The sequence below is a fragment of the Streptomyces sp. NPDC003035 genome, from assembly GCF_042888285.1.
In the GTDB taxonomy this organism is placed as follows: Bacteria; Actinomycetota; Actinomycetes; order Streptomycetales; family Streptomycetaceae; genus Streptomyces.
Window position 1 is genome coordinate 521,011 of record NZ_JBIAPJ010000001.1, and the last position, 22,474, is coordinate 543,484.

General features: G+C 72.1%; 24 protein-coding genes. 17 read left to right on the plus strand and 7 right to left on the minus strand.

What is annotated here, in order from left to right; genetic code table 11:
* Positions 1 to 11: 11 nt before the first annotated feature.
* Together ACFYV5_RS02295 and ACFYV5_RS02300 are read right to left on the minus strand one after the other, a co-directional pair.
* Positions 12 to 650 carry a response regulator gene (locus tag ACFYV5_RS02295; RefSeq protein WP_389163307.1) on the minus strand — a complete coding sequence of 213 codons (639 nt, stop codon included), beginning with the start codon at positions 648 to 650 and terminating at the stop codon, positions 12 to 14.
* Entirely contained in the window at positions 647 to 1,846 is a 1,200-nt protein-coding gene (locus ACFYV5_RS02300; protein WP_389163310.1) for a sensor histidine kinase, read from the minus strand. Before ACFYV5_RS02300 ends, ACFYV5_RS02295 begins: the two co-directional genes overlap by 4 nt.
* Positions 1,847 to 1,958: 112 nt before the next feature.
* On the opposite strand from ACFYV5_RS02300, the gene ACFYV5_RS02305 reads away from it, so the two are divergent.
* A complete protein-coding gene (locus ACFYV5_RS02305) occupies positions 1,959 to 3,044 on the plus strand; it encodes an ABC transporter permease (protein WP_389163313.1) in 1,086 nt (361 codons plus the stop codon).
* A gap of 5 nt (positions 3,045 to 3,049) precedes the next feature.
* Positions 3,050 to 3,730: an ABC transporter ATP-binding protein gene (locus ACFYV5_RS02310; protein WP_389163316.1), complete on the plus strand. Its 681-nt coding sequence runs from the start codon at positions 3,050 to 3,052 to the stop codon at positions 3,728 to 3,730.
* A 255-nt stretch (positions 3,731 to 3,985) separates the two neighbouring features.
* Here ACFYV5_RS02310 and ACFYV5_RS02315 read toward each other — a convergent pair whose 3' ends face one another.
* Positions 3,986 to 4,807 carry an IclR family transcriptional regulator gene (locus ACFYV5_RS02315; protein WP_355106882.1) on the minus strand — a complete coding sequence of 274 codons (822 nt, stop codon included), beginning with the start codon at positions 4,805 to 4,807 and terminating at the stop codon, positions 3,986 to 3,988.
* A 333-nt stretch (positions 4,808 to 5,140) separates the two neighbouring features.
* On the opposite strand from ACFYV5_RS02315, the gene allB reads away from it, so the two are divergent.
* On the plus strand, positions 5,141 to 6,475 hold the full coding sequence (gene allB / locus ACFYV5_RS02320; protein WP_355106884.1) for an allantoinase AllB: 1,335 nt from the start codon (positions 5,141 to 5,143) through the stop codon (positions 6,473 to 6,475).
* A gap of 1 nt (position 6,476) precedes the next feature.
* Positions 6,477 to 7,592: an allantoicase gene (gene alc / locus ACFYV5_RS02325; RefSeq protein WP_389163319.1), complete on the plus strand. Its 1,116-nt coding sequence runs from the start codon at positions 6,477 to 6,479 to the stop codon at positions 7,590 to 7,592.
* A 253-nt stretch (positions 7,593 to 7,845) separates the two neighbouring features.
* Here the strand turns inward: alc and ACFYV5_RS02330 are convergent, their stop codons facing one another.
* On the minus strand, positions 7,846 to 8,586 hold the full coding sequence (locus ACFYV5_RS02330; RefSeq protein ID WP_389163323.1) for an SDR family NAD(P)-dependent oxidoreductase: 741 nt from the start codon (positions 8,584 to 8,586) through the stop codon (positions 7,846 to 7,848).
* 184 nt (positions 8,587 to 8,770) lie between these two features.
* On the opposite strand from ACFYV5_RS02330, the gene ACFYV5_RS02335 reads away from it, so the two are divergent.
* The 3 genes from ACFYV5_RS02335 (at position 8,771) to ACFYV5_RS02345 (ending at position 10,787) form a co-directional block, all read left to right on the plus strand.
* A complete protein-coding gene (locus tag ACFYV5_RS02335; protein WP_355106890.1) occupies positions 8,771 to 9,394 on the plus strand; it encodes a dihydrofolate reductase family protein in 624 nt (207 codons plus the stop codon).
* A gap of 89 nt (positions 9,395 to 9,483) precedes the next feature.
* Positions 9,484 to 10,410 carry a DMT family transporter gene (locus ACFYV5_RS02340; protein ID WP_355106892.1) on the plus strand — a complete coding sequence of 309 codons (927 nt, stop codon included), beginning with the start codon at positions 9,484 to 9,486 and terminating at the stop codon, positions 10,408 to 10,410.
* Positions 10,411 to 10,421: 11 nt separating this feature from the next.
* The gene (locus ACFYV5_RS02345) at positions 10,422 to 10,787 is read left to right on the plus strand and encodes a hypothetical protein (protein WP_355106894.1); all 366 of its coding nucleotides are present in this window, start codon (positions 10,422 to 10,424) and stop codon (positions 10,785 to 10,787) included.
* A gap of 86 nt (positions 10,788 to 10,873) precedes the next feature.
* Here the strand turns inward: ACFYV5_RS02345 and ACFYV5_RS02350 are convergent, their stop codons facing one another.
* Positions 10,874 to 11,092, minus strand: a complete 219-nt coding sequence (locus ACFYV5_RS02350; RefSeq protein WP_389163330.1) for a hypothetical protein — start codon at positions 11,090 to 11,092, stop codon at positions 10,874 to 10,876.
* Positions 11,093 to 11,238: 146 nt separating this feature from the next.
* Here ACFYV5_RS02350 and ACFYV5_RS02355 point away from each other — a divergent pair, with 146 nt between their 5' ends.
* The 4 genes from ACFYV5_RS02355 to ACFYV5_RS02370 are packed head-to-tail and all read left to right on the plus strand — an operon-like array spanning position 11,239 to position 14,814.
* Positions 11,239 to 12,456: a sensor histidine kinase gene (locus tag ACFYV5_RS02355; protein ID WP_389163332.1), complete on the plus strand. Its 1,218-nt coding sequence runs from the start codon at positions 11,239 to 11,241 to the stop codon at positions 12,454 to 12,456.
* A complete protein-coding gene (locus ACFYV5_RS02360) occupies positions 12,453 to 13,121 on the plus strand; it encodes a response regulator (RefSeq protein ID WP_389163335.1) in 669 nt (222 codons plus the stop codon). Before ACFYV5_RS02355 ends, ACFYV5_RS02360 begins: the two co-directional genes overlap by 4 nt.
* Before the next feature lie 9 nt (positions 13,122 to 13,130).
* Positions 13,131 to 14,309 carry a cytochrome P450 gene (locus tag ACFYV5_RS02365; protein ID WP_389163337.1) on the plus strand — a complete coding sequence of 393 codons (1,179 nt, stop codon included), beginning with the start codon at positions 13,131 to 13,133 and terminating at the stop codon, positions 14,307 to 14,309.
* Between the two features lie 4 nt (positions 14,310 to 14,313).
* Positions 14,314 to 14,814 carry a PaaI family thioesterase gene (locus tag ACFYV5_RS02370; RefSeq protein WP_389163338.1) on the plus strand — a complete coding sequence of 167 codons (501 nt, stop codon included), beginning with the start codon at positions 14,314 to 14,316 and terminating at the stop codon, positions 14,812 to 14,814.
* A gap of 13 nt (positions 14,815 to 14,827) precedes the next feature.
* Here the strand turns inward: ACFYV5_RS02370 and ACFYV5_RS02375 are convergent, their stop codons facing one another.
* Complete coding sequence (locus ACFYV5_RS02375) at positions 14,828 to 15,259, minus strand: DUF4383 domain-containing protein (protein WP_389163341.1); 432 nt, start codon at positions 15,257 to 15,259, stop codon at positions 14,828 to 14,830.
* A 72-nt stretch (positions 15,260 to 15,331) separates the two neighbouring features.
* Positions 15,332 to 16,342, minus strand: coding sequence for a Gfo/Idh/MocA family oxidoreductase (locus tag ACFYV5_RS02380; RefSeq protein ID WP_355106908.1), 1,011 nt, complete (start codon positions 16,340 to 16,342; stop codon positions 15,332 to 15,334).
* Positions 16,343 to 16,486: 144 nt separating this feature from the next.
* On the opposite strand from ACFYV5_RS02380, the gene ACFYV5_RS02385 reads away from it, so the two are divergent.
* The 6 genes from ACFYV5_RS02385 to ACFYV5_RS02410 all read left to right on the plus strand — a co-directional run bounded on the left by ACFYV5_RS02385 (position 16,487) and on the right by ACFYV5_RS02410 (position 21,934).
* A complete protein-coding gene (locus ACFYV5_RS02385; protein ID WP_389165026.1) occupies positions 16,487 to 17,206 on the plus strand; it encodes a GntR family transcriptional regulator in 720 nt (239 codons plus the stop codon).
* Positions 17,207 to 17,293: 87 nt separating this feature from the next.
* Entirely contained in the window at positions 17,294 to 18,313 is a 1,020-nt protein-coding gene (locus ACFYV5_RS02390; protein ID WP_389163344.1) for a sugar ABC transporter substrate-binding protein, read from the plus strand.
* On the plus strand, positions 18,310 to 19,359 hold the full coding sequence (locus ACFYV5_RS02395) for an ABC transporter permease (RefSeq protein WP_389163347.1): 1,050 nt from the start codon (positions 18,310 to 18,312) through the stop codon (positions 19,357 to 19,359). Before ACFYV5_RS02390 ends, ACFYV5_RS02395 begins: the two co-directional genes overlap by 4 nt.
* On the plus strand, positions 19,356 to 20,150 hold the full coding sequence (locus ACFYV5_RS02400) for an ATP-binding cassette domain-containing protein (protein ID WP_389163350.1): 795 nt from the start codon (positions 19,356 to 19,358) through the stop codon (positions 20,148 to 20,150). Before ACFYV5_RS02395 ends, ACFYV5_RS02400 begins: the two co-directional genes overlap by 4 nt.
* Before the next feature lie 36 nt (positions 20,151 to 20,186).
* Entirely contained in the window at positions 20,187 to 21,362 is a 1,176-nt protein-coding gene (locus ACFYV5_RS02405; protein ID WP_389163353.1) for an ROK family glucokinase, read from the plus strand.
* Complete coding sequence (locus ACFYV5_RS02410) at positions 21,359 to 21,934, plus strand: hypothetical protein (RefSeq protein WP_355106918.1); 576 nt, start codon at positions 21,359 to 21,361, stop codon at positions 21,932 to 21,934. The genes ACFYV5_RS02405 and ACFYV5_RS02410 overlap by 4 nt, the downstream gene beginning before the upstream one ends.
* Positions 21,935 to 22,474 lie beyond the last annotated feature (540 nt).

Below are 22,474 nucleotides of genomic sequence, written 5' to 3' on the forward strand. Positions count from 1 at the left end.
TCCGAGCGGCTCTACCGCCGGATCAGGCGGCGCGCCGTCGCCGTCGCCACCGCCGCCGTGCGCGAGTCGACGCCCAGCTTCGCGAAGATGTGCACCAGATGGGACTTCACCGTCGCCTGGCTGAGGAACAGCGCCTTGCTGATCTGCTGGTTCGACAACCCCTCGCCCACCAGCTGGAGCACCTCCAGCTCCCGCTTCGTCAGCGCCTCCGCCGGGGTCCGCATCCGGTCCATCAGGCGGTGCGCCACCGCCGGGGCCAGCGCCGACTGGCCCGCCGCGGCCGTACGGACCGCCGCCGCCAGCTCCTCGGGCGGCGCGTCCTTCAGCAGATAGCCCGCGGCGCCCGCCTCGACCGCCGCCAGGATGTCCGCGTCCGAGTCGTACGTGGTCAGGATCAGGACCCTCGGCCCGCCGGCCCGCGCGGTGATCGCCGCCGTGGCCTCAGAGCCGTGCATCCCGGAGCCGAACTGCAGGTCCATGAGCACCACGTCGACCCCGCCCGCGGCGGACAGCTCCACCGCCAGCTCCACCGCCCGCTCGGCCGTCGCCGCCTCGCCGACCACGGCGAAGTCGGGCTCCGTGTCCAGGACCGCGCGCAGCCCGGCCCGTACCACCGGATGGTCGTCGGCCAGAAGGAGACGGATCGTCATGTCGACACTCCAGAGGGTCCAGCGGCTGCGGCGGGTCCGGCGGGTCCGGCGGGAAGGGGCAGGGAGACGGCGACGGCCGTGCCCTGGTCGGGCGCGGACTCCACCGTGAACGTGCCGCCCAGCGACTCCGCCCGCGAACGCATCGCCGGCAGCCCGAACCCGCCGTCGGCGGAGGGCGCGAGCGGCGCCGGGTCGAAGCCCTTGCCGTCGTCGACCACGTCCAGCGTCACCGAGGCGTCCATGAACGACAGCGTGATCTCCGCACGTGCCGCCGAGGCGTGTCGCACCGTGTTCGCGAGCGCCGACTGCGCGATGCGCAGCAGCGCGACCTCGTACGGGGTCGGCAGCTCCACCGGCGTCCCGCTCACTGAGAACCGCACGCGCGGCCCGGTCTCCGTCGGCTCGCACAGCCGCTCCAGCGCCGCCGCCAGCGAACCGTGCTCCAGGTCCGGCGGCGACAGCGCCCGTACGAACCGCCGCGCCTCCGCCAGATTGTCCTGCGCCGCTCGCCGCGCCCGCTCGATGTGCCCGGCGGCCGGCGACCCCTCCGGCAGCCCCCGCTCGGCGGCCCGCAGCAGCAGCTGGATCGAGGAGAGCCCCTGAGCCAGCGTGTCGTGGATCTCCCGGGCCAGGCGCTCGCGCTCCGCGAGCGTGCCCGCGTGCCGCTCGGCCGCCGCCAGCTCGGCCCGGGTCGCGATCAGCTCCTCGACCATCCGCCGTCGCCGCTCGCTCTCCCGGTACAGCGCCTGGTAGCCGAGCACGGTCGCCACGGCCACCGCCGCGCCGAGCAGCGGCCCGACGAAGACGCCGGGGTTGAGCGGTGCGCCGTGCCCGACGTACGAGAGGATCGCGGCGACCGCCGTCAGCCCGACCGCCGGCAGCGACCACCGCATGGGCAGCAGGTGCAGCTGGAGGAAGTACAGCGGGAACGCCACCCACAGTCCGTCGGGGGTGGCCCACAGCAGCGCCAGCCAGGACGCGCACAGTACGCCCAGCCACACGGCGGCAGCCCGCTGCGAGTCCCGTACGGACGTGAGGGCGGACCCGGCCGCGTAGACCCCGCCCGTCACCACCGCGAGCGCGATCCCGGCCCCGGAGTCCGCACGGAGCGCCGCGAGGGCCAGCAGGCCCGCCATCAGCAGATGCAGGCAGAGGCGCAGCGCGCGCAGGGCAGGGGTGAGGGAACGCGGGTCCATGATCTGTCCAGCGTAGGCGGGGGCAGACAATCCGGACTCAACCGAAAGTTTGATTGCGGAGCCATCCGTGGCGCGATGCCGCGGTCCGGCGTCCTTCGGAAAGCTTGGTCCCATGTTCGTGGCATGGAGAGACCTGAGATTCGCCAAGGGGCGATTCACCCTGATGGGCACGGTGATCGTGCTCATCACGTTGCTCGTCGGACTGCTGTCCGGGCTGACCTCCGGGCTGGCCCGCGAGAACATCTCGGCGATCACCGGGCTGCCCGCGGACCGGCTGGCCTTCGCCGCCCCGCCCTCCGGCCAGTCGGTCTCGTTCACCAACTCCACGGTGACGGAGGGCCAGTGGCGGCGGTGGGCCGAGCGGCCGGGTGTCACGAGCGCGCGTCCACTCGGCATCCGCACGCTCAACGCGGCCGCCGGGGACCGCGCGGCGGCCGTCTCCGCCTTCGGCACCGAGCCGTCGGCCGGTCTCGCCCCCGAGAGCGGACGGCTCGCACCCGGCCGGATCGTCCTCTCCGAGTCTGCCGCCGAGGAACTCGGTGTCGAGGCGGGCGGGGCCGTACGCCTGGGTCGCCTGGAGGCGACCGTCGCGGCCGTGGCGGGCGACGCCTCGTACAGCCACACGCCCGTCGTCTGGACCTCGCTCGACGACTGGCAGAAGCTCGGGCACGACGGCACCACGTCCGAGGAGCAGGCCACCGTCATCGCGCTGCGGACGACCGGCGAGGCGGATCTCACCGGCGGGGACAAGGCCCTTGGCACGGAGTCGCGGACCATCGAGGAGGCCCTCACCGCCATAGGGTCCTATCAGGCGGAGAACGGCTCGCTGCAGCTGATGCGCGGCTTCCTCTTCGTCATCTCCGCGCTCGTCATAGGGGCCTTCTTCACCGTCTGGACCATCCAGCGCAGTGGGGACGTGGCCGTCCTGAAGGCGCTCGGCGCCTCGACCCCGTACCTGCTGAAGGACGCGCTCGGGCAGGCGGTGCTGATGCTCGGCGCGGGCACGCTGCTCGGGACGGGCCTCGCGGTCGGCGCGGGGGTGCTGATCAGCGGCGGGGACGTGCCGTTCGTCCTGGAACCGCTGACCGTGCTGGGGCCGGCCGCCGTGATGATCGTGCTGGGTGTGCTCGGCGCGGCCCTGTCCATCCGGCGGATCACCGCCGTCGACCCCCTGACCGCGCTCGGGAGCGTCCGATGAGTGTCGTGAGTCTTGTCCTGGACGATGTGACCCTGACCTACCCGGACGGGGACGGGCGCCTCACGGCTCTCGACTCCGTCTCGCTGGAGGTCCCGGCGGGCCGTCTCACGGCGGTCGTGGGGCCGTCCGGCTCCGGCAAGTCCAGCCTGCTCGCGGTGGCGGCGACGCTGGTGACCCCGGACCGGGGGCGGGTCGTGGTGGCCGGTACGGAGACGGGGAAGCTGGATCCGGCGGGCCGGGCGGCGCTGCGGCGGGAGCGGATCGGGATCGTCTTCCAGCAGCCGAACCTGCTGCCGTCGCTGACGGCCGTGGAGCAGCTGCAGGTGATGGCCCATCTGTCGGGCGCCAGGCCGAAGACGGTACGGGAACGGGCCCTGGGCCTTCTGGACGCGGTGGGCCTCGCGGACAAGGCGGCGCGCCGCCCGCACCAGCTCTCGGGCGGCCAGCGCCAGCGCGTCAACATCGCGCGGGCCCTGATGAACGAGCCGTCGGTCCTCCTGGTCGACGAGCCGACCAGCGCGCTCGACCACGAGCGGGGGGCGGCGATCGTGGAGCTGCTGGCGGGGCTGACGCGGGAGCGGGGCACGGCGACGGTCCTGGTGACCCACGACCGCACGCACCTGTCCCGCGTGGACGACACGGCGACGGTCCACGACGGCCACCTGTCCGGCCCGGTCCGGGCCTGACCACGCCCCCCGTGTGGGCATGCGCCCCACCGGGGCGGAGCCCGCCCCTGACCTCTCTGCCTCCGCAAGCCCCCCGTGTGGGCAATCGTCCCGCTGGGGCGGGACGGGTGGGCACACGGGACGGCGCCCTTGCCGGGCCCAGGCCCCCCGTGCCTGCGGTGCCCACCGGTGCGGCGCCGTCGTCGGGTTGTGCCCACCCGTCCCGCCCAGCGGGACGATTGCCCACAACCGGGTAGGCGGAGGAGGCCGCGGGCCCTACGGCTGGCCGTTGCCGTTGCCGTTGGCTGCCGTGTTCGCCAGGGCCGTCGAGAGTTCCTCGGCGACCTCCTGGAGGATCGGGACGATCTTCTCCGTCGCCGACTCCGTCACCCGGCCCGCCGGGCCCGAGATCGAGATCGCCGCCGCGGTGGGGGAGTTCGGGACCGACACCGCGAGGCAGCGGACTCCTATCTCCTGCTCGTTGTCGTCGACCGCGTACCCGGCGTCCCGGACCAGCGCGAGCGCGTCCAGGAAGCCCTCGGGCGTGGTGATCGTCTTCTCGGTCGCGGCCGGCATGCCCGTACGGGCGAGCAGCGCGCGCACCTCGTCCGCCGGGGTGTAGGCCAGCAGCGCCTTGCCCACGCCCGTGGAGTGCGGCAGCACCCGTCGCCCGACCTCGGTGAACATGCGCATCGAGTGCTTGGACGGCACCTGCGCGACGTACACGATCTCGTCGCCGTCGAGCAGCGCCATGTTCGCCGTCTCGCCCGTCTCCTCGACGAGCCGCGCGAGGTACGGGCGGGCCCAGGTGCCGAGCAGCCGGGCGGCGGACTCGCCCAGGCGGATCAGCCGGGGGCCGAGCGCGTACCGGCGGTTGGGCTGCTGACGTACGTAACCGCAGGCCACGAGCGTGCGCATCAGCCGGTGGATGGTGGGCAGCGGCAGCCCGCTGCTGGCGGAGAGCTCGCTCAGCCCGACCTCGCCGCCGGCGTCGGCCATCCGCTCCAGGAGGTCGAAGGCGCGCTCGAGGGACTGGACGCCACCGCTCGCGGCGGCGGGCTTGGCGGCGTCGGTGGTGCTGGCGCTGGACGTCGGCACGTCAAGGTCCTTTCGGGGCAGGCGGGCAAGGCAGCAGCCTACCGGGCGGTCCCGTCGGACACACGGCCCCGGTACCCGCGTACGGGCCGGTCAGGGGGCGTTTGTCCGGTGTCGGCGGCTGCCCGGCGGCATCCGTCTCCGCCCCGCATGTGCGGAGCTACGTTCTACTGTACGAAATTTCCATTCCACTTCATGGAAACATCCAAGTCGGGCGATGGCGACCCGGTCCGGCGGGGTCATGCTGAAAGTGTGCCCTTGACGACATGTCGTCCTGAGTGAAGACTCCTTCAACAGTTCGTTGAATTTCTGCTGGGTGAAAAAGAAGGGGTACGGGTGGACGTCAACCTGGTACTGCGCTCGACACGCGTCATCACCCCCGAGGGGACGCGCCCCGCGTCGATCGCCGTCTCCGGCGGGACCATCGCCGGGGTGCTGCCGTACGACGCCGAGGTGCCGGCGGGTGCGCGGCTGGAGGACGTCGGCGACGACGTCGTGCTCCCCGGGCTCGTCGACACCCACGTCCATGTGAACGACCCCGGCCGCACCGAGTGGGAGGGCTTCTGGACCGCCACCCGCGCGGCCGCCGCCGGTGGCATCACCACCCTCCTCGACATGCCGCTGAACTCGCTCCCGCCGACGACCACCGTCGAGCACCTGCGGATCAAGCAGGACGTCGCCCGCACCAAGGCACACATCGACGTCGGTTTCTGGGGCGGCGCGCTGCCCGACAACGTCAAGGACCTCCGCCCGCTGTACGACGCCGGGGTCTTCGGCTTCAAGTGCTTCCTGTCCCCGTCCGGGGTCGACGAGTTCCCCTCGCTGGACCAGGAGCAGCTGGCGAACTCGCTCGCCGAGATCGCCGGGTTCGACGGGCTGATGATCGTGCACGCCGAGGACCCGCACCACCTCGCCGCCGCGCCCCAGAAGAAGAGCGAGAAGTATGCCGACTTCCTCGCCTCCCGGCCGCGCGACGCCGAGAACACCGCGATCCAGAACCTGATCGACCAGGCCCGTCGCCTGAACGCCCGCGTCCACGTGCTGCACCTGTCCTCCTCCGACGCGCTGCCGCTCATCGCGGCGGCCAGGGCCGAGGGCGTCAAGATCACGGTCGAGTCCTGCCCGCACTTCCTCACGCTGACGGCGGAGGAGGTCCCCGACGGCGCCACCGAGTTCAAGTGCTGCCCGCCGATCCGCGAGGCGTCCAACCAGGACGCCCTCTGGGAGGGCCTCGCCGACGGGACGATCGACTGCATCGTCTCCGACCACTCGCCCTCCACCGCCGACCTCAAGACCCCCGACTTCGCCTCCGCCTGGGGCGGCATCTCCTCCCTCCAGCTCGGCCTGCCGGCCATCTGGACCGAGGCCCGCCGTCGTGGACGCAGCCTGGAGGACGTCGTCCGCTGGATGTCCGAGGCCCCGGCCCGGCTGGCGGGGCTGTCGCGGAAGGGCGCCATCGAGGCCGGCCGCGACGCGGACTTCGCCGTGCTCGCGCCCGACGAGACGTTCACGGTCGACCCGGCCGATCTCCAGCACCGCAACCGGATCACCGCCTACGCGGGCAAGACCCTGCACGGCGTCGTGAAGTCCACCTGGCTGCGCGGCGAGCGCATCAACGCCCACGGCGTCCTGGCCGAGCCCTCCGGCCGCCTCCTCGAAAGGAACAACTGACGTGTCCGCCATACCTCGCTTCACCGGTGACGCCAGCCCCTACGGCGGTGGCGACCCGTACGCGGACTACCGCACCGCCGACTTCCCCTTCACGCAGTACGCGGACCTCGCCGACCGCCGTCTCGGCGCGGGCGTGATCGCCGCCAACGACGAGTTCTTCGCCGAGCGCGAGAACATGCTCAAGCCCGAGGCCGCGGAGTTCGACCCCGAGCACTTCGGCCACAAGGGCAAGATCATGGACGGCTGGGAGACCCGCCGCCGCCGTGGCGTCTCCGCGGAAGCGCCGCACCCGACCGAGGACGACCACGACTGGGCGCTCGTCCGCCTCGGTGCCCCCGGCGTCGTCCGCGGCATCGTGATCGACACCGCGCACTTCCGCGGCAACTACCCGCAGGCCGTCTCCGTCGAGGCCACCTCCGTGGCCGGCTCACCCTCGCCCGAGGAGCTCCTCGCCGACGACGTGAAGTGGACGACCCTCGTCCCGCGCACCGCGATCGGCGGCCACGCCGCCAACGGCTTCACCGTCGACGTCGAGCAGCGCTTCACGCACCTGCGCGTCAACCAGCACCCCGACGGCGGCATCGCTCGCCTGCGCGTGTACGGAGAGGTCGCCCCGGACCCGAAGTGGCTCGGCGTGCTCGGCACCTTCGACCTCGCCGCGCTCGAGAACGGCGGCCAGGTCGAGGACGCCTCCGATCGCTTCTACTCCCCGGCGACCAACACCATCCAGCCGGGCCGCTCCCGCAAGATGGACGACGGCTGGGAGACGCGCCGCCGCCGCGACAAGGGCAACGACTGGATCCGCTACAGCCTGGCGGCCGAGTCCGAGATCCGCGCGGTCGAGATCGACACCGCGTACCTCAAGGGCAACAGCGCCGGCTGGGCCGCGCTCTCCGTGGCGGCCGAGGGCTCCGAGGACTGGACCGAGATCCTGCCCCGGACCCGCCTCCAGCCCGACACCAACCACCGCTTCCTGCTCGACGCCCCGGCGGTCGGCTCCCGCGTACGGATCGACATCTACCCCGACGGCGGCATCTCCCGCCTCCGCCTCTTCGGCTCCCTGACCGAGGAGGGCTCGGCGCGGCTGACGGCCCGCCACCAGGAGCTGGGCGGGTAACGACACCCCGCCCAAGCCCGCGAGGGCGCACCGGCCCGACAGCACCGGTGCGCCCTCGCGGCCCCTCTTTTTTCGGGCTCGGCTCACCTCCGGGGCGCTCTTTGCCGGACTCACAGCCCCGTACGTGCTCGACCCGCTCGTTCCTCGCGGGCCTCCGCGCGCTCGGGACTGTTCCCCCGACGCGCCCCTTCGGCTCACTCGCCGAGGCCCTCGTGGGCAGCGTGGGGGGCCGTCGTGGTCGTCGTGGGCGTCGTCACGCCGCGTGGCCACCGTCCACCGAGAACTCCGCGCCCGTCACGTACTCCGCGCCCGGGCCCGTCAGGAACGCCACCATCGAGGCGACCTCCTCCGCGGTGCCGAAGCGGCCCAGGGCCGTCATGTCCGCCTGGCCCTGCGCGTACGGACCGTCCGCCGGGTTCATGTCGGTGTCGGTCGGTCCCGGGTGGACGATGTTGGCGGTGATGCCCCGCCCACCCAGCTCCCGCGCGAGCGACTTCGTCAGGCCGATGAGCGCCGACTTGCTCGTCGCGTAGAGCGTGCCGCCCGGCCCCGGGACCCGGGCCGTCATGCACGTGCCGATCATGACGATCCGCCCGCCCCGGTCCATGCGGGCCGCCGCCGCCTGGGCTGCAAGGAAGGCCGCCCGAACGTTGACCGCGAGGACCCGGTCCACATCCGCGAGGGTCAGCGACTCCAGCGGGCCGAGGACGCCCAGGCCGACGTTGTTGACCAGGACGTCGAGCCGGCCGAGCGCGTCCGCCGCCCATTCCACCGCACCGGCCGCGTCCCCGGGGTCGGCCGCGTCGGCGCGCAGGGGGAGAGCCTTGCGCCCGGTCGCCTCGATCCGCGCGGCGACCTCCTTCGCCCGCTCCTCCCCGTGGACGTAGGTGAAGGCCACGTCCGCGCCCTCCCGGGCCAGACGCAGCGCCGTGGCCGCGCCGATCCCGCGGCTGCCGCCCGTCACCAGGACCGCCGTGCCGTTCATCGTGGACATCCCGAACCTCCTGAAAAGTGCTGAGTGCTTGCGGGTTCAATGAAAGTCGGCGCGGGGAGCAGGTGCTGGCGGCAATCGGACACCGATCACGGGCCGCCGATGACTTTCGCCGGGCGGTGGAGTCGGAGCTTGTGAGACACGATGGACCAGGGGACACCCGGCCCGAACCGAAAGGCACCGCGCCATGGGCAAGCTCAGCCTCACCCAGTTCGTCACCCTCGACGGCGTCTACCAGGCGCCCGGCGGACCCGACGAGGACCCCAGCGGCGGGTTCGAGCACGGCGGATGGTCCGTGCCGTACGGCGACGAGGACTTCGGCGCCTTCATGGACGAGGTCTTCGCCCGGCCCGCCGCCTTCCTCCTCGGCCGCCGCACGTACGAGATCTTCGCCGGCTACTGGCCGAAGCAGACCGACCCCGCCGACCCGGTCGCCTCGAAGCTCAACGCCCTTCCCAAGTACGTCGCCTCGACCACGCTGACGTCGGCCGACTGGTCCGGCACGACCGTCCTCGGCGGCGATGTCGTCAAGGAGGTCGCGGCGCTGAAGGAGCGCACCGACGGCGAGGTGCAGATGCACGGCAGCGGCCGCCTCGCCCAGTCCCTGATGGCGCACGACCTCATCGACACGATCCACCTCCTGGTCTTCCCCGTCGTCCTCGGCACGGGCATGCGGCTCTTCACCGACGGAGCCCGGCCCACCGCCTTCCGGCACGCCGGTGCCAGGACCACCGGCGCGGGCGTCGCCATCCACACGTACGAACTGGCGGGCCGCCCCCAGTACGGGAGCTACGTGCAGGGAAACATGTAGCCACCACTCGCTTCTCCCGGTACGGTGATCGTCCCGCGTGCGAGCCGCTGAAGTCTCCACCCCGTCCGACGAGTTGGAGCAGGCCCGCGATGACGTCGATTGCCGCTTCCGTACCCCTTCGTGCCCCGCGCCGCGCCTGGCTCACCGACCTTCCGGTGCTCCTCGTCGCCGTCGTCTGGGGCGCCAGCTACCTCGCGGCCAAGGGCATCACCACCACCCACACGGTCGTGGCCGTCCTGGTCCTGCGGTTCGCCGTCGTCCTGCCCGCCCTCGTCGTCGCCGGATGGCGGGGGCTGCGGGCGCTGAACGCCGCCCAGTGGCGTGGAGCCGGCCTCCTCGGTCTGATCCTCAGCGGGATCTTCCTCCTGGAGACATACGGCGTCGTCCACACCTCCGCCACCAACGCGGGGCTGATCATCAGCCTGACCATGATTTTCACGCCGCTCGCCGAGGCCGCCGTCACGCGCACCCGGCCGCCCCGCGCCTTCCTGGCCGCCGCCGGGCTCTCGGTGGCGGGCGTGGTGCTGCTGACGCAAGGGGCGGGGTTCACCACGCCCTCGCTCGGCGACCTGCTCATGCTGCTCGCCGCCCTGGCCCGTACCGTGCACGTCCTGGCCATGTCCCGGATCAAGGCGGTCCGTGGCGCCGACTCGCTCTCCCTCACCACCGTCCAACTCGGCTCAGCCGTCGCCGTCTTCGCACTGCTCGCGGCGGCCCCCGGCACGGGCGCCTCGCCCTGGTCGGTGGCGCTCGACTTCGGCCCGCGCGAATGGGCCGGACTGGTCTTCCTCTCCGTCTTCTGCACGCTGTTCGCCTTCTTCGTGCAGATGTGGGCCGTCCGCCGCACCTCCCCGTCCCGCGTCAGCCTCCTTCTCGGCACCGAACCGCTGTGGGCCGCGGCCGCCGGCATCGCGATCGCCGGGGACCGCCCCGGCGTGCTCGGCATCGCGGGCGCCGCGCTCGTCCTCGCGGGGACGAGTTGGGGCCGCCGCGCCGCCGACGGCGGTGACCGATAGGTTCTTGCCCCATGCGCTCACTCTCGTACGACATACAATTCCGCGCCCGCGCACGGCGGACCCAGGGCTGGGGGCTCGCGCTGCTGGCGGTCGCCGGCCTCATGTGGATCATGCTCGGGGTGGGCATCTTCCTGCCGTACACAGCCGCGGACGGCCGTGACGAGGACGACTGCAAGGCCCGCTGGACCAGCGAGAACCTGCACGACGACGACAGCACGTGCGTGAACGAACGCGACTGGCCCGAACTCCTCGCCCTCCTCGGCGGCTCGGTGCCCCTCGCGGTCGTCGGCGCCGTCCTGTACACCAGCGGCTCGGTCTCCCACCGCATGGCGGAGCACCTCGCCGAGGTCACCCGCCTCAACGAGGCGCGGGCGTAGGGCTCCGACCGGGCTCGCGGCCCGCCACGTGGCCGCACGCGAGTTCGTCCACACCCGGCACCGGTCGACGTGGCGCGGGTGATCGGCTATGTCCTCACCCGGTCCGAGGCGATCATGATCACCAGGCCCAGGACCGCGATCACGATGTTCGCGAACAGTTCGCGGCCCTCCAGGAACCACACGTTCTCCGTCAGGAAACGGGTGACACCCATCAGGCGGAACCAGCCGTCCGTCAGCGCGCGGATCACTCCGCAGACGCCCACCACCATGGTCAGAAAGCCGAGAACTTCCAGGAATCGCTTCATGGGACGAGCATGATCCTTCCCGGCCGGCGCTCGCGTCGGCCGGGCGGACACCGCCGGTGCTACCGAAGTCTCGGACCGTGCGACTTTGGTAGCCGGCCGCCGTTCCCGACCGGCCGCACGCCCCTGACGTGCGTACTTTGGTTCGTATGACACGTACGGACCGCCACGCCTGGCTGCTGCCCTCGGCCATGGCCGACCCCCCGGCCGACGGCCCCCCGGGCCGCGGGCCCCGGCGTACCGTACGCGACTGGGCCGTCGACACCACGCTGTTCCTCTGCGCCGTCCTCTTCGGGCTGATCGCGGCCGACAGCACCGCCCAGCTCACCAGCGACACCGTCGCCTTCGCCGACCAGGTCGCCGGAGCCGCCGCCTGCTGCGCCCTCTGGCTGCGCCGCCGGTGGCCCGTCGGGCTCGCGGTCGCGCTCTCCCTCGCCGGCGTGATCGCGCCCCTCACCGGCGGCGCCTTCCTCGTGAGCCTGTTCAGCGTCGCCGTACGGCGGCCCTTCCGCGAGGTCGCCTGGATCGGCGCGCTCGCCGCCGCCTGCACCACCGTCCAGGTCTTCGTACGCCCCGACCCCGCCACCGGCGCACCGCTCGGCATCGCCATCGGCGTCATCCTGGTCCTGCTGATGACCGCCTGGGGCATGCTCGTACGCTCCCGGCGCCAGCTCGTCGAAGCCCTGCGGGAACGCGCCCGGCGCGCCGAGGCCGAGGCCGAGCTGCGCGCCGAACAGGCCCAGCGGCTCGCCCGGGAGGCCATCGCCCGCGAGATGCACGACGTCCTCGCCCACCGGCTCACCCTGCTCAGCGTGCACGCCGGAGCCCTGGAGTTCCGGCCCGACGCCCCGCCCGAGCAGGTCGCCCGCGCCGCCGGAGTCATCCGGGACAGCGCCCACGAGGCGCTCCAGGACCTCCGGCAGATCATCGGCGTGCTGCGCGCCCCCGGCGAAGGCGCGGAGGGCGACCGGCCGCAGCCCACCCTCGCCACCCTCGACGCGCTGGTCGCCGAGTCCCGCGACGCCGGTACGAAGGTGGTCCTGGACTCCACCATCGACGACCCGGCCACCGTCCCCGCCGCCACCGGCCGCACCGTCTACCGCATCGCCCAGGAGGGCCTCACCAACGCCCGCAAGCACGCCCCCGGCACCGAGGTCACCCTCACCGTGCGCGGCCGTCCCGGCGAAGGACTGACCGTCGCGGTCCACAACCCGGCCCCCACCGGACCCGTCCCGCCCGTCCCCGGCTCCGGCCAGGGACTCATCGGCCTCACCGAGCGCGCCACTCTCGCCGGCGGGCGCCTGGACCACGGCCCCGCCCCCGACGGAGGGTTCGCCCTGCACGCCTGGCTACCGTGGCCCTCATGACCATCCGGCTGCTCATCGTCGACGACGACCCCCTGGTCCGCGCGGGCCTCACCCTCATGCTCGGCGGCGCCGACGGCATCGAGATCGTCGGCGAGGGCTCCGACGGCCGCGACGTCCCCGAACTCGCCGCCCGCCTCGCCCCGGACGTCGTGCTCATGGACATCCGGATGCCCCACGTCGACGGCCTCACCGCCACCGAACTCCTGCGGGCCCGCCCCGACGCCCCCGAGGTCGTCGTCCTCACCACCTTCCACGCCGACGAACAGGTCGTGCGCGCCCTGCGCGCGGGCGCGGCCGGATTCGTCCTGAAGGACACCCCGCCCGCCGAGATCGTCGCCGCCGTGCGCCGCGTCGCGGCCGGGGACCCCGTGCTCTCCCCGGCCGTCACCCGCCAGTTGATGAGCCATGTCGCGGGCCGGCCCGAACAGCCACGGAGCGCGACCGCCGCGGGCCGGCTCGCCGAACTCGCCCAGCGCGAACGCGAGGTCGCCGTCGCCGTCGGCCGCGGGCAGTCCAACGCCGAGATCGCCGCCGCCCTTTACATGAGCGTGCCGACCGTCAAGACCCACGTCTCGCGGATTCTCGCCAAACTCGGCCTCAACAACCGGGTGCAGATCGCCCTTCTCGTGCACGACGCCGGCCTCCTCGACGACGAGTCCGCATAGGCTGGGGCGATGTCCGTCATCGAACTGGGGGAGTGGGGCGCGGAGTTCACCGCGAACCCCTATCCCTACTACGCCAAGCTCCGCGAGAGCGGGCCCGTCCACCACGTCCGCATGCCGGACGGCTGGGAGTTCTGGCTGGTCGTCGGTCACGAGGAGGGGCGAGCGGCGCTCGCCGACCCGCGCCTGGTGAAGTCACCCTCCGTCATCGGGGTCGTCCCGGTCGACGAGGAGATCATCGGGCCCAACCTGCTCGCCGTGGACCCGCCCGACCACACCCGGCTGCGCAAGCTCGTCACCCGGGAGTTCACCGGACGGCGCGTGGAGGCCCTGCGCCCCCGCGTCCAGGAGCTGGCCGACGAACTCGCCGACGCCATGGCCCCGGCCGGCCGCGCCGATCTCGTGGACGCCTTCGCGTTCCCGCTGCCGATCACCGTCATCTGCGAGCTCCTCGGCGTTCCGGCGGCCGACCGCGACTCCTTCCGCCGCTGGTCGAACGAGCTGGTCGCACCGGCCGACGGAACGCCCGCGCGGGAGGTCGTCGAGGGCTTCGGCGCCTATCTCGACGCGCTCATCGAGGACAAGCGGGCCTCCCGGCCCACCGACGACCTGCTGTCCGCCCTGATCACCACCCGCGCCGAGGACGGTGACCGGCTGTCCCTGCCCGAACTGCGCGGGATGGCCTACCTGCTGCTCGTCGCCGGGCACGAGACCACCGTCGGTCTGATCACCAACACGATCCGGGCCCTGTTCGCCCACCCCGACCAACTCGCCGCGCTCCGCGCCGACTTCGGACTGCTCGACGGAGCGATCGAGGAAGGGCTGCGCTACGACGGGCCGGTGGAGAGCACCACTTTCCGGGTCGCCAAGGAACCGACCGTCATCGGGGACACCCCGATCCCGGCCCACTCGGCCGTCTTCGTCTCCCTCGCGGGCGGCGACCGCGACCCGAAGCGCTTCCCCGATCCGGACCGCTTCGACATCCGCCGTGAGCCGCGCGGCCACCTGGCCTTCGGGCACGGCATCCACTACTGCCTCGGCGCGCCGCTCGCCCGCCTCGAGGGCGCGATCGCCGTCCGGACGCTCCTGGAGCGTTTCCCGCGGCTGGAACTCGACCCGGACGGCGCTCCGTGGGAGTGGATGCCCGGCCTGCTCGTACGCGGCGTGCGCCGCCTTCCCGTCAGGTGGTGACCCGATGACGCGTCCGTACGGCCCCGACCCCGGCACCGCCCCCAGCACGGACCCCGGCCTTGACCTGGCGCGCAAGGTTCTGGACGCCCAGCCGTTCAGCCGCCTCGTCGGCGCCAGGATCACCGCCTTCGGCGACGGCGGCGCCACCCTGGAGGTGGACCTCCGCGAGGAGCTCCAGCAGCAGAACGGCTTCGCGCACGGCGGCGTGCTCTCCTACGCGGCCGACAACGCGATCACCTTCGCGGCCGGCACCGCGCTGGGCCCCGCCGTCCTCACCGCCGGCTTCTCCATCCAGTACGTACGCCCGGCGCGGGGCCGTACGCTCGTCGCCCGCGCGAGCGTGGTCCACGCGGGGCGGCGACAGGCGGTGGTCCGCTGCGACCTGCTGACGGTGGACGGCGAGGACGGGCAGGACGCCCAGAACGCCCCAGGCGGCCGGCACGACGAGGGCCGCGAGACCCTGTGCGCGGTCGCCCAGGGGACGGTGCTGTCGGCGGGCGCCTGAGGCCCGGTGCTCGCTAGCGGGTGACTCGCCTGGTCCGGGAGCCGAGCAGAACGCCGAGGATCACCATGACCGCGCCCAGAACGAGGTGGAGCCAGTTGTCGGCGCTGTTGACCGGGACGAAGTTGGCGTCGCTGTCGAGGTCGATGACCAGTCCGTAGACCCAGAGCGCGAGGTAGATGAGACCGCCGCCGATGAGGAACGCCCGGGCTCCCGCGGCGGTGCGGGCCATGAGGATGCCCGCCACTCCGAACGCGAGGTGGACGAGGTTGTGCAGGATCGACACCTGGAACACCCCCAGGAGCTCGGCCCCTGAGTGGTGCTCGGCGAACTCCATGGCGTCGTAGTTCGTCGTGACGCCCGGGATGAACCCGAGGATGCCCACCAGGAGAAAGACCGCTCCCACCAACGTCGCCGCCTGCTGCACCATGGTCCGGTTCACGGCCATGACGATCGCCTCCTCGACACGCACGTCGGTCCGCGGCGCGTGTACCCGATCCGCGGCCGATCAGCCGCCCGCTCAGGCAGATGTCGAGGGAATCTCGTCCAGCGCGACCGGGCGGCGCTCGCGCCGTGACCGCTCGCACGCCTCGGCGATCCGCAGGGCCTCCAGGGCCTCGCGGCCGTCGCACGGATTGGGCGCCTCGCCCCGGACCAGCCGGACGAACGCGTCCAGCTCGGCCTCGTAGGCCGGGGCGAACCGCTCCAGGAAGCCCGGCCATGGCTTGACCGGGGCGGCCGGTCCCGACGGCTCCACCGAGGTCAGCGGGGTCCGGTCGTCCAGGCCGACGGCAATCTGGTCCCGCTCGCCCGCCAGCTCCATCCGTACGTCGTAGCCGGCCCCGTTGCACCGGGTCGCCGTCGCCGTCGCGAGCGTCCCGTCGTCGAGGGTGAGCACCGCCGCCGCCGTGTCGATGTCATCGGCCTCGCGGAACATCGCCGGGCCGGCGTCCGAGCCGGTGGCGTACACCTCGACGACCTCGCGCCCGGTCACCCAGCGCAGGATGTCGACGTCGTGCACCAGGCAGTCGCGGAAGAGCCCGCCGGAGAGCGGCAGGTACGCGGCGGGCGGCGGGGCCGGGTCCGAGGTGGCCGCCCGTACCGTGTGCAGGCGTCCGAGCCTGCCCGTCCGCACGGCCTCGCGAGCGGCGGTGTACCCCGCGTCGAAGCGCCGCATGAAGCCCAGCTGGAGTTCCGTGCCCGCGGACTCGACGGCCCGCAGCGCGGCGAGCGTGCCGGGCACGTCCAGGGCGATCGGCTTCTCGCAGAAGGCCGGCAGTCCCGCTTCCGCCGCGCGGCCGATCAGCTCGGCGTGGGCGGCGGTGGCGGAGGCGATGACGACGGCGTCGAGGGCGTGGTCGAGGAGGGCGTCGACGGTGGGCGCCGCGTCGGCGCCGATCACCCCGGCGACCTGCGCCGCCCGGGCGCCGTCCGCGTCCGCCACGACGAGCGACTCGACCTCCGGGTGGCGGGCGAGCACGCCCGCGTGGAAGGCCCCGATACGTCCCGTTCCGATCAGTCCGATGCGCATGGCCCCCAAGGTGGTGCCGAGCGGAGCCCCTGTCAAGGATTTGTCAGGACAATCGGACTTCACCACTTCCTGTCATCTTCTCCTCGGGCTACGCTCCCGTCCGTGTCCAAGCCGTCGTCGTCCGCCTCGCTCCCACCCTTCTCCGTGGACCGCACCAGCCCGGTTCCGCTCTACTACCAGCTCGCCCAGCAGCTGGAGACGGCCATCGAGCAGGGGGCCCTGACCCCCGGCAGCCTGCTCGGCAACGAGATCGACCTCGCCACCCGGCTGGGCCTGTCCCGGCCCACCGTCCGCCAGGCCATCCAGTCGCTGGTCGACAAGGGCCTCCTGGTCCGCCGGCGCGGCGTCGGCACCCAGGTCGTGCACAGCCAGGTCAGGCGCCCGCTGGAGCTGAGCAGCCTCTACGACGACCTGGAGGCGGCCGGCCAGCGCCCCACCACCCGGGTCCTGGCCGACCGCGTCGAACCCGCCACCGCCCCGATCGCCGCCGCCCTCGGCGTACCGGAGGGCAGTGACGTGCGGTACGTGGAGCGGCTGCGGTCGGCGCACGACGAGCCGATGGCGTACCTGCGCAACCACCTGCCGGCCGGACTCCTCGACCTGGACACCGGACGACTGGAGACCACCGGCCTCTACCGTCTGATGCGCGGCGCCGGTATCACTCTCCACAGCGCCCGCCAGACCGTCGGCGCCCGCGCCGCCACGGCGGCCGAGGCGGGCCTGCTCGCCGAGAAGGAGGGAGCCCCCCTGCTCACGATGGAACGCACCACCTTCGACGACACGGGCCGTGCCGTCGAGTTCGGATCCCACCTCTACCGGGCCTCCCGGTACTCCTTCGAATTCCAGCTCCTGGTCCGCCCCTAGCCCTACATCCGCCCCGCGAAGATCCGCGCGACCCCCATGACCGATACTGCAATGCACGCAGAAGGACACAAAGGAGGGCATGGCCTCGTGACCAGGCTTCGGACAGGAGGGGTACGGGCCGCAGTCGGCGCCGTGCTCGCGGTGGCGCTCACCGCCGCACTCGCGGGGTGCAGCAGCACCGGCGGGAAGCGCGCGGAGGACGCCCGCAAGGCGGCCGCGGCCCAGGGGAAGGCGGCCGTGGACACCCCCCGGTGGACCTTCGCCATGGTGACCCACTCGGGGGACGGCGACACCTTCTGGGACATCGTCCAGAGCGGCGCCGAGCAGGCCGCCGTCAAGGACAACATCAACTTCCTCTACGCCCACAGCGACGAGGCGCAGCAGCAGGCCCAGCTCATCGACTCGTACATCGCCAAGGACGTCGACGGGCTCATCGTCACCCTCGCCAAGCCCGACGCGATGAAGACGGCCGTCCAGAAGGCCGTCAAGGCCGGCATCCCGGTGATCACCGTCAACTCCGGCGCCGAGCAGTCCAAGGCGTTCGGCGCGCTCACCCACATCGGCCAGGACGAGACGGTCGCGGGCGAGGCCGTCGGCGACGAACTGGACCAGCGCGGCCGGAAGAAGGCGCTCTGCATCCTCCACGAGCAGGGCAACGTCGGCCACGAACAGCGCTGCGCCGGGGCGAAGAAGACCTTCGGGGGAGACCTCCAGAACCTGTACGTCGACGGCACCAACATGCCCGACGTCCAGGCGTCCATCCTCGCCAAGCTCCAGTCCGACCCGTCCATCGACGCGGTGGTCACCCTCGGCGCGCCCTTCGCCGACGCCGCCGTCCAGGCGAAGAAGACCGCCGGATCGAAGGCCGAGGTCGACACCTTCGACCTCAACGCGAAGGTCGCCGCGGCGCTCAGCGCCGGCACGCTCGGCTTCGCCGTCGACCAGCAGCCCTACCTCCAGGGGTACGAGGCCGTCGACCTGCTCTGGCTGTACAAGTACAACGCCGACGTCCTCGGCGGCGGCAAGCCGGTCCTCACCGGCCCCCAGATCATCACCAAGGACGACGCCGCCGCGCTGAAGGACTACACCGAGCGGGGCACTCGATGAGCGCGACCGCCCCGTCCGACCTCGACCACGTCGACGAGCGGCTGCTGCGTACCTCCCCGCTGAAGAAGCTGCTCGCCCGCCCCGAGCTCGGCTCGGTCGTCGGCGCGACCGCCGTCTTCGTCTTCTTCTCGGTCGTCGCCGACAGCTTCCTGCGCGCGTCCAGCCTCGGCACGGTCCTGTACGCGGCCTCGACCATCGGCATCATGGCCGTGCCCGTCGCGCTGCTGATGATCGGCGGCGAGTTCGACCTGTCGGCGGGCGTACTGGTCACCAGCTCCGCGCTGATCTCCTCGATGTTCAGCTATCAGATGACCGCGAACATCTGGGTCGGTGTCGGCGTCTCACTCCTGGTCACGCTCGCCGTCGGCGTCTTCAACGGCTTCATGCTGACCCGCACCAAGCTGCCGAGCTTCATCATCACCCTCGGCACCTTCCTGATGCTGACCGGCATGAACCTCGGCTTCACCAAGCTGATCAGCGGCACGGTCTCCACCAAGTCGATCGCCGACATGGAGGGCTTCGCCTCCGCGCGGAAGCTCTTCGCCTCGCAGCTGACCGTCGGCGGCGTCGAGCTCAAGGTCACCATCCTGTGGTGGTTCGGCCTGGTCGCCGTCGCCACCTGGATCCTGCTGCGCACCCGCTTCGGCAACTGGATCTTCGCCGTCGGCGGCGGCGCCGACGCGGCCCGCGCGGTCGGGGTCCCGGTCTTCAGGACGAAGATCGGCCTCTACATGGGCGTGGCCTTCTGCGCCTGGATCTCCGGCCAGCACCTGCTCTTCTCCTTCGACGTCGTCCAGTCCGGCGAGGGCGTCGGCAACGAGCTGATCTTCATCATCGCGGCGGTGATCGGCGGCTGTCTGATCACCGGCGGGTACGGCTCCGCCATCGGCTCCGCGGTCGGAGCCTTCATCTTCGGCATGACCAGCAAGGGCATCGTGTACGCGGAGTGGAACCCCGACTGGTTCACGTTCTTCCTGGGAGCGATGCTCCTCCTGGCGACCCTGCTGAACGCCTGGATCCGCAAGCGTGTGGAGGCGACCAAGTGACCGCTCCGCTGGTCGAGCTGAACGACGTCAGCAAGTACTACGGCAACATCCGCGCCCTCGAAGGGGTCTCCCTGGAGGTCCACGCGGGCGAGATCACCTGCGTCCTCGGCGACAACGGTGCCGGCAAGTCCACCCTCATCAAGATCATCGCCGGGCTGCACCGGCACGACGCCGGTGCCTTCCGGATCGAGGGCGAGGACGTCTCGCTCGCCAATCCGCGCGAGGCGCTGGACCTGGGCATCGCCACCGTCTACCAGGACCTCGCCGTCGTCCCCCTGATGCCGGTCTGGCGTAACTTCTTCCTCGGCTCCGAGCCCACCAAGGGCACCGGCCCCTTCAAGCGCCTCGACGTCGACCGGATGCGCGCGACCACCCGCGCCGAGCTGCTGCGCATGGGCATCGACCTGCGCGACGTCGACCAGCCCATCGGCACCCTCTCCGGCGGCGAGCGCCAGTGCGTGGCCATCGCCCGCGCCGTCCACTTCGGCGCCAAGGTCCTCGTCCTCGACGAGCCGACCGCCGCGCTCGGCGTCAAGCAGTCCGGAGTGGTCCTGAAATATGTGGCCGCGGCCCGTGACCAGGGCCTCGGAGTGGTCCTCATCACCCACAACCCGCACCACGCCTACCTCGTCGGCGACCGTTTCATCCTCCTCAAGCGCGGCGTCATGTCGGGAAGCCACACCAAGTCCGGCCCGAACGCCGTCACTCTGGACGAGCTCACCCGGCAGATGGCGGGCGGCAGCGAGCTGGAGGACCTGCGCCACGAGCTGGAGCGCCCCACCCCGTCGTAACAGATCCCCGACACCGCACCTGGCAGAATCGAGCCGATGAGTACCTACCGCGATCTGACCCAGCGCGGGGCCGCCCGAGGCGCCGCGCTGCGGACCGTCGGCACCCGCGAGCGGCGCTCCCACCTGACCGCACCCCGGGTGCCCACCGTCGGCATCGACATCGGCGGTACGAAGGTCATGGCCGGCGTCGTCGACGCGGACGGGACCATCCTGGAGAAGGTCCGCACCGAGACCCCCGACAAGTCCAAGAGCCCCAAGGTCGTCGAGGACACCATCGTCGAGCTGGTCCTGGACCTCTCCGACCGGCACGACGTGCACGCCGTCGGCATCGGCGCGGCCGGCTGGGTCGACGCCGAGCGGGCCACCGTGCTCTTCGCCCCGCACCTCGCCTGGCGCAACGAGCCGCTGCGCGACGCCCTCCAGTCCCGGCTCGCCGTCCCCGTCATGGTCGACAACGACGCCAACACCGCCGCCTGGGCCGAGTGGCGCTTCGGCGCCGGACGGGGTGAGGACCACCTCGTCATGATCACCCTCGGCACCGGCATCGGCGGGGCGATCCTGGAGGACGGCCGGGTCAAGCGCGGCAAGTACGGGGTGGCCGGCGAGTTCGGCCATATGCAGGTCGTCCCCGGCGGCCACCGCTGCCCCTGCGGCAACCGCGGCTGCTGGGAGCAGTACAGCTCCGGCAACGCCCTGGTCCGCGAGGCCCGGGAACTGGCCGTCGCCGACTCCCCGGTCGCGTACAACATCATCGAGCGGGTCAAGGGCAACGTCCCCGACATCACCGGACCGCTCATCACCGAGCTGGCCCGCGAGGGCGACGCCATGTGCGTCGAGCTCTTCCAGGACATCGGCCAGTGGCTCGGCGTCGGCATCGCCAGCCTCGCCGCCGCGCTCGACCCGTCCTGCTTCGTCATCGGCGGCGGGGTCAGCGCCGCCGACGACCTCCTCATCGGCCCCGCCCGGGACGCCTTCCGCCGCCACCTCACCGGCCGCGGCTACCGCCCCGAGGCCCGGATCGTGAAGGCCCAGCTCGGGCCCGAGGCCGGTATGGTCGGCGCCGCCGACCTCGCCCGGCTCGTCGCCCGCCGCTTCCGCCGTGCCAACCGCCGCCGCGTCGAGCGCCACGAGAGGTACGAGCGCTACGCCCAGGCCCTGCGGGGCGGCACCGAAGGACGTACCTCCCGCACCACCCAGGACCCGGATTCATGACCGTTCCCACGCAGTCCGTCGCTCCCGAGCAGGAGACCAAGCTGCCGGAGGACCGGCGCCACATGATCCGCCGTCGTTGGCTGACGGCGATCATCATCGTCCTGCTCGTCGGCATCCCCGCCGGCTACCTGGTGATCTCCGCCGGGCAGAGCCGCGACAGCGGCCGCGACAAGGAACGCGAGTCCTCGGCCACCGGGCTCCGGGACAGCTGGCCCTCGCTGATGAAGCGCCGGGTCTTCGAGGTCCCGATTCCGCCCGGCAGCACCGGGGTCGCCTACTACGAGACCAGCAACTGGAAGACGAGCCGGCTGTACGTCCAGTTCACGACGAACGCCGGCTGGCTCGACATCTTCCTGAACAACATCGGCTCCAGCCGCTCCCAGCTGGTTCCCGGCGAGGTCACGGTCGGCGCACGCGACGCCGACATCGCGGGCTGGAACTTCGCGGCGGACCGGAACTGGTCGGGCACCACCGTCAGCCGGGACAAGCCACGCCCGGCGCAGGACATCACCGTCGACCTCACCGACCCCGCCGCCCCGAAGGTGTACGTCGTGTCCGCCACCACTCCATGACGGGTTACCTCACCCTCCCGCAGCCAAAAATCTATGCTCGCCGGAGTAGACATTGGGCGGTGGCCTGGCTATGGTTTCTCTCGTAGCCAAGAGAGACGACAGGGCCCGGCAGAGACGAACTGCCGGGAAGCAGGACGAAAGCAGCAGTACGCAGGACGGTGCGGTGGTGGAGTCTCGAAGCCGGTGTCGACGCAGGATGGCGACGAGGCTGACGACCGGACCGGGTGGCCCGCGGTGATCAGGGGCCGCCGTGAGTGACATACGCAGTACACGTTCGACACGTAGGTGATCATCGAGGGAAGAACGGAGGAAGCCGCGCCATCAGGATCGCCCGGGCGGAAGTCTTGAGCCCGGGTACCGCAGGACATCGATAGTGAGGTGGTCTCCGGTCAAGCAACCGCGATCCCCGCACCCCCGACGCCGTATCGGTCGGGTGGGCGGAAACAGGAAGCCGGCGCAGTAGTAGAACCGGCAGATGGTAGAGCAGTTCCTCCGGGGTCCTGGTGCCGTACGGCACCAGGACCCCTCTACGCGTTCCAC

What these genes read in the sequence shown, in the direction of transcription:
- ACFYV5_RS02355 (WP_389163332.1), top strand. Translation starts at nt 11,239, where the DNA reads ATGACACGTACGGACCGCCACGCCTGGCTGCTGCCCTCGGCCATGGCC.
- ACFYV5_RS02295 (WP_389163307.1), bottom strand. Translation starts at nt 650, where the DNA reads ATGACGATCCGTCTCCTTCTGGCCGACGACCATCCGGTGGTACGGGCC.
- ACFYV5_RS02350 (WP_389163330.1), bottom strand. Translation starts at nt 11,092, where the DNA reads ATGAAGCGATTCCTGGAAGTTCTCGGCTTTCTGACCATGGTGGTGGGC.
- ACFYV5_RS02370 (WP_389163338.1), top strand. Translation starts at nt 14,314, where the DNA reads ATGACGCGTCCGTACGGCCCCGACCCCGGCACCGCCCCCAGCACGGAC.
- ACFYV5_RS02410 (WP_355106918.1), top strand. Translation starts at nt 21,359, where the DNA reads ATGACCGTTCCCACGCAGTCCGTCGCTCCCGAGCAGGAGACCAAGCTG.
- ACFYV5_RS02335 (WP_355106890.1), top strand. Translation starts at nt 8,771, where the DNA reads ATGGGCAAGCTCAGCCTCACCCAGTTCGTCACCCTCGACGGCGTCTAC.
- ACFYV5_RS02360 (WP_389163335.1), top strand. Translation starts at nt 12,453, where the DNA reads ATGACCATCCGGCTGCTCATCGTCGACGACGACCCCCTGGTCCGCGCG.
- ACFYV5_RS02365 (WP_389163337.1), top strand. Translation starts at nt 13,131, where the DNA reads ATGTCCGTCATCGAACTGGGGGAGTGGGGCGCGGAGTTCACCGCGAAC.
- ACFYV5_RS02395 (WP_389163347.1), top strand. Translation starts at nt 18,310, where the DNA reads ATGAGCGCGACCGCCCCGTCCGACCTCGACCACGTCGACGAGCGGCTG.
- ACFYV5_RS02300 (WP_389163310.1), bottom strand. Translation starts at nt 1,846, where the DNA reads ATGGACCCGCGTTCCCTCACCCCTGCCCTGCGCGCGCTGCGCCTCTGC.
- ACFYV5_RS02405 (WP_389163353.1), top strand. Translation starts at nt 20,187, where the DNA reads ATGAGTACCTACCGCGATCTGACCCAGCGCGGGGCCGCCCGAGGCGCC.
- ACFYV5_RS02345 (WP_355106894.1), top strand. Translation starts at nt 10,422, where the DNA reads ATGCGCTCACTCTCGTACGACATACAATTCCGCGCCCGCGCACGGCGG.
- ACFYV5_RS02375 (WP_389163341.1), bottom strand. Translation starts at nt 15,259, where the DNA reads ATGGCCGTGAACCGGACCATGGTGCAGCAGGCGGCGACGTTGGTGGGA.
- ACFYV5_RS02380 (WP_355106908.1), bottom strand. Translation starts at nt 16,342, where the DNA reads ATGCGCATCGGACTGATCGGAACGGGACGTATCGGGGCCTTCCACGCG.
- ACFYV5_RS02305 (WP_389163313.1), top strand. Translation starts at nt 1,959, where the DNA reads ATGTTCGTGGCATGGAGAGACCTGAGATTCGCCAAGGGGCGATTCACC.
- ACFYV5_RS02340 (WP_355106892.1), top strand. Translation starts at nt 9,484, where the DNA reads ATGACGTCGATTGCCGCTTCCGTACCCCTTCGTGCCCCGCGCCGCGCC.
- ACFYV5_RS02330 (WP_389163323.1), bottom strand. Translation starts at nt 8,586, where the DNA reads ATGTCCACGATGAACGGCACGGCGGTCCTGGTGACGGGCGGCAGCCGC.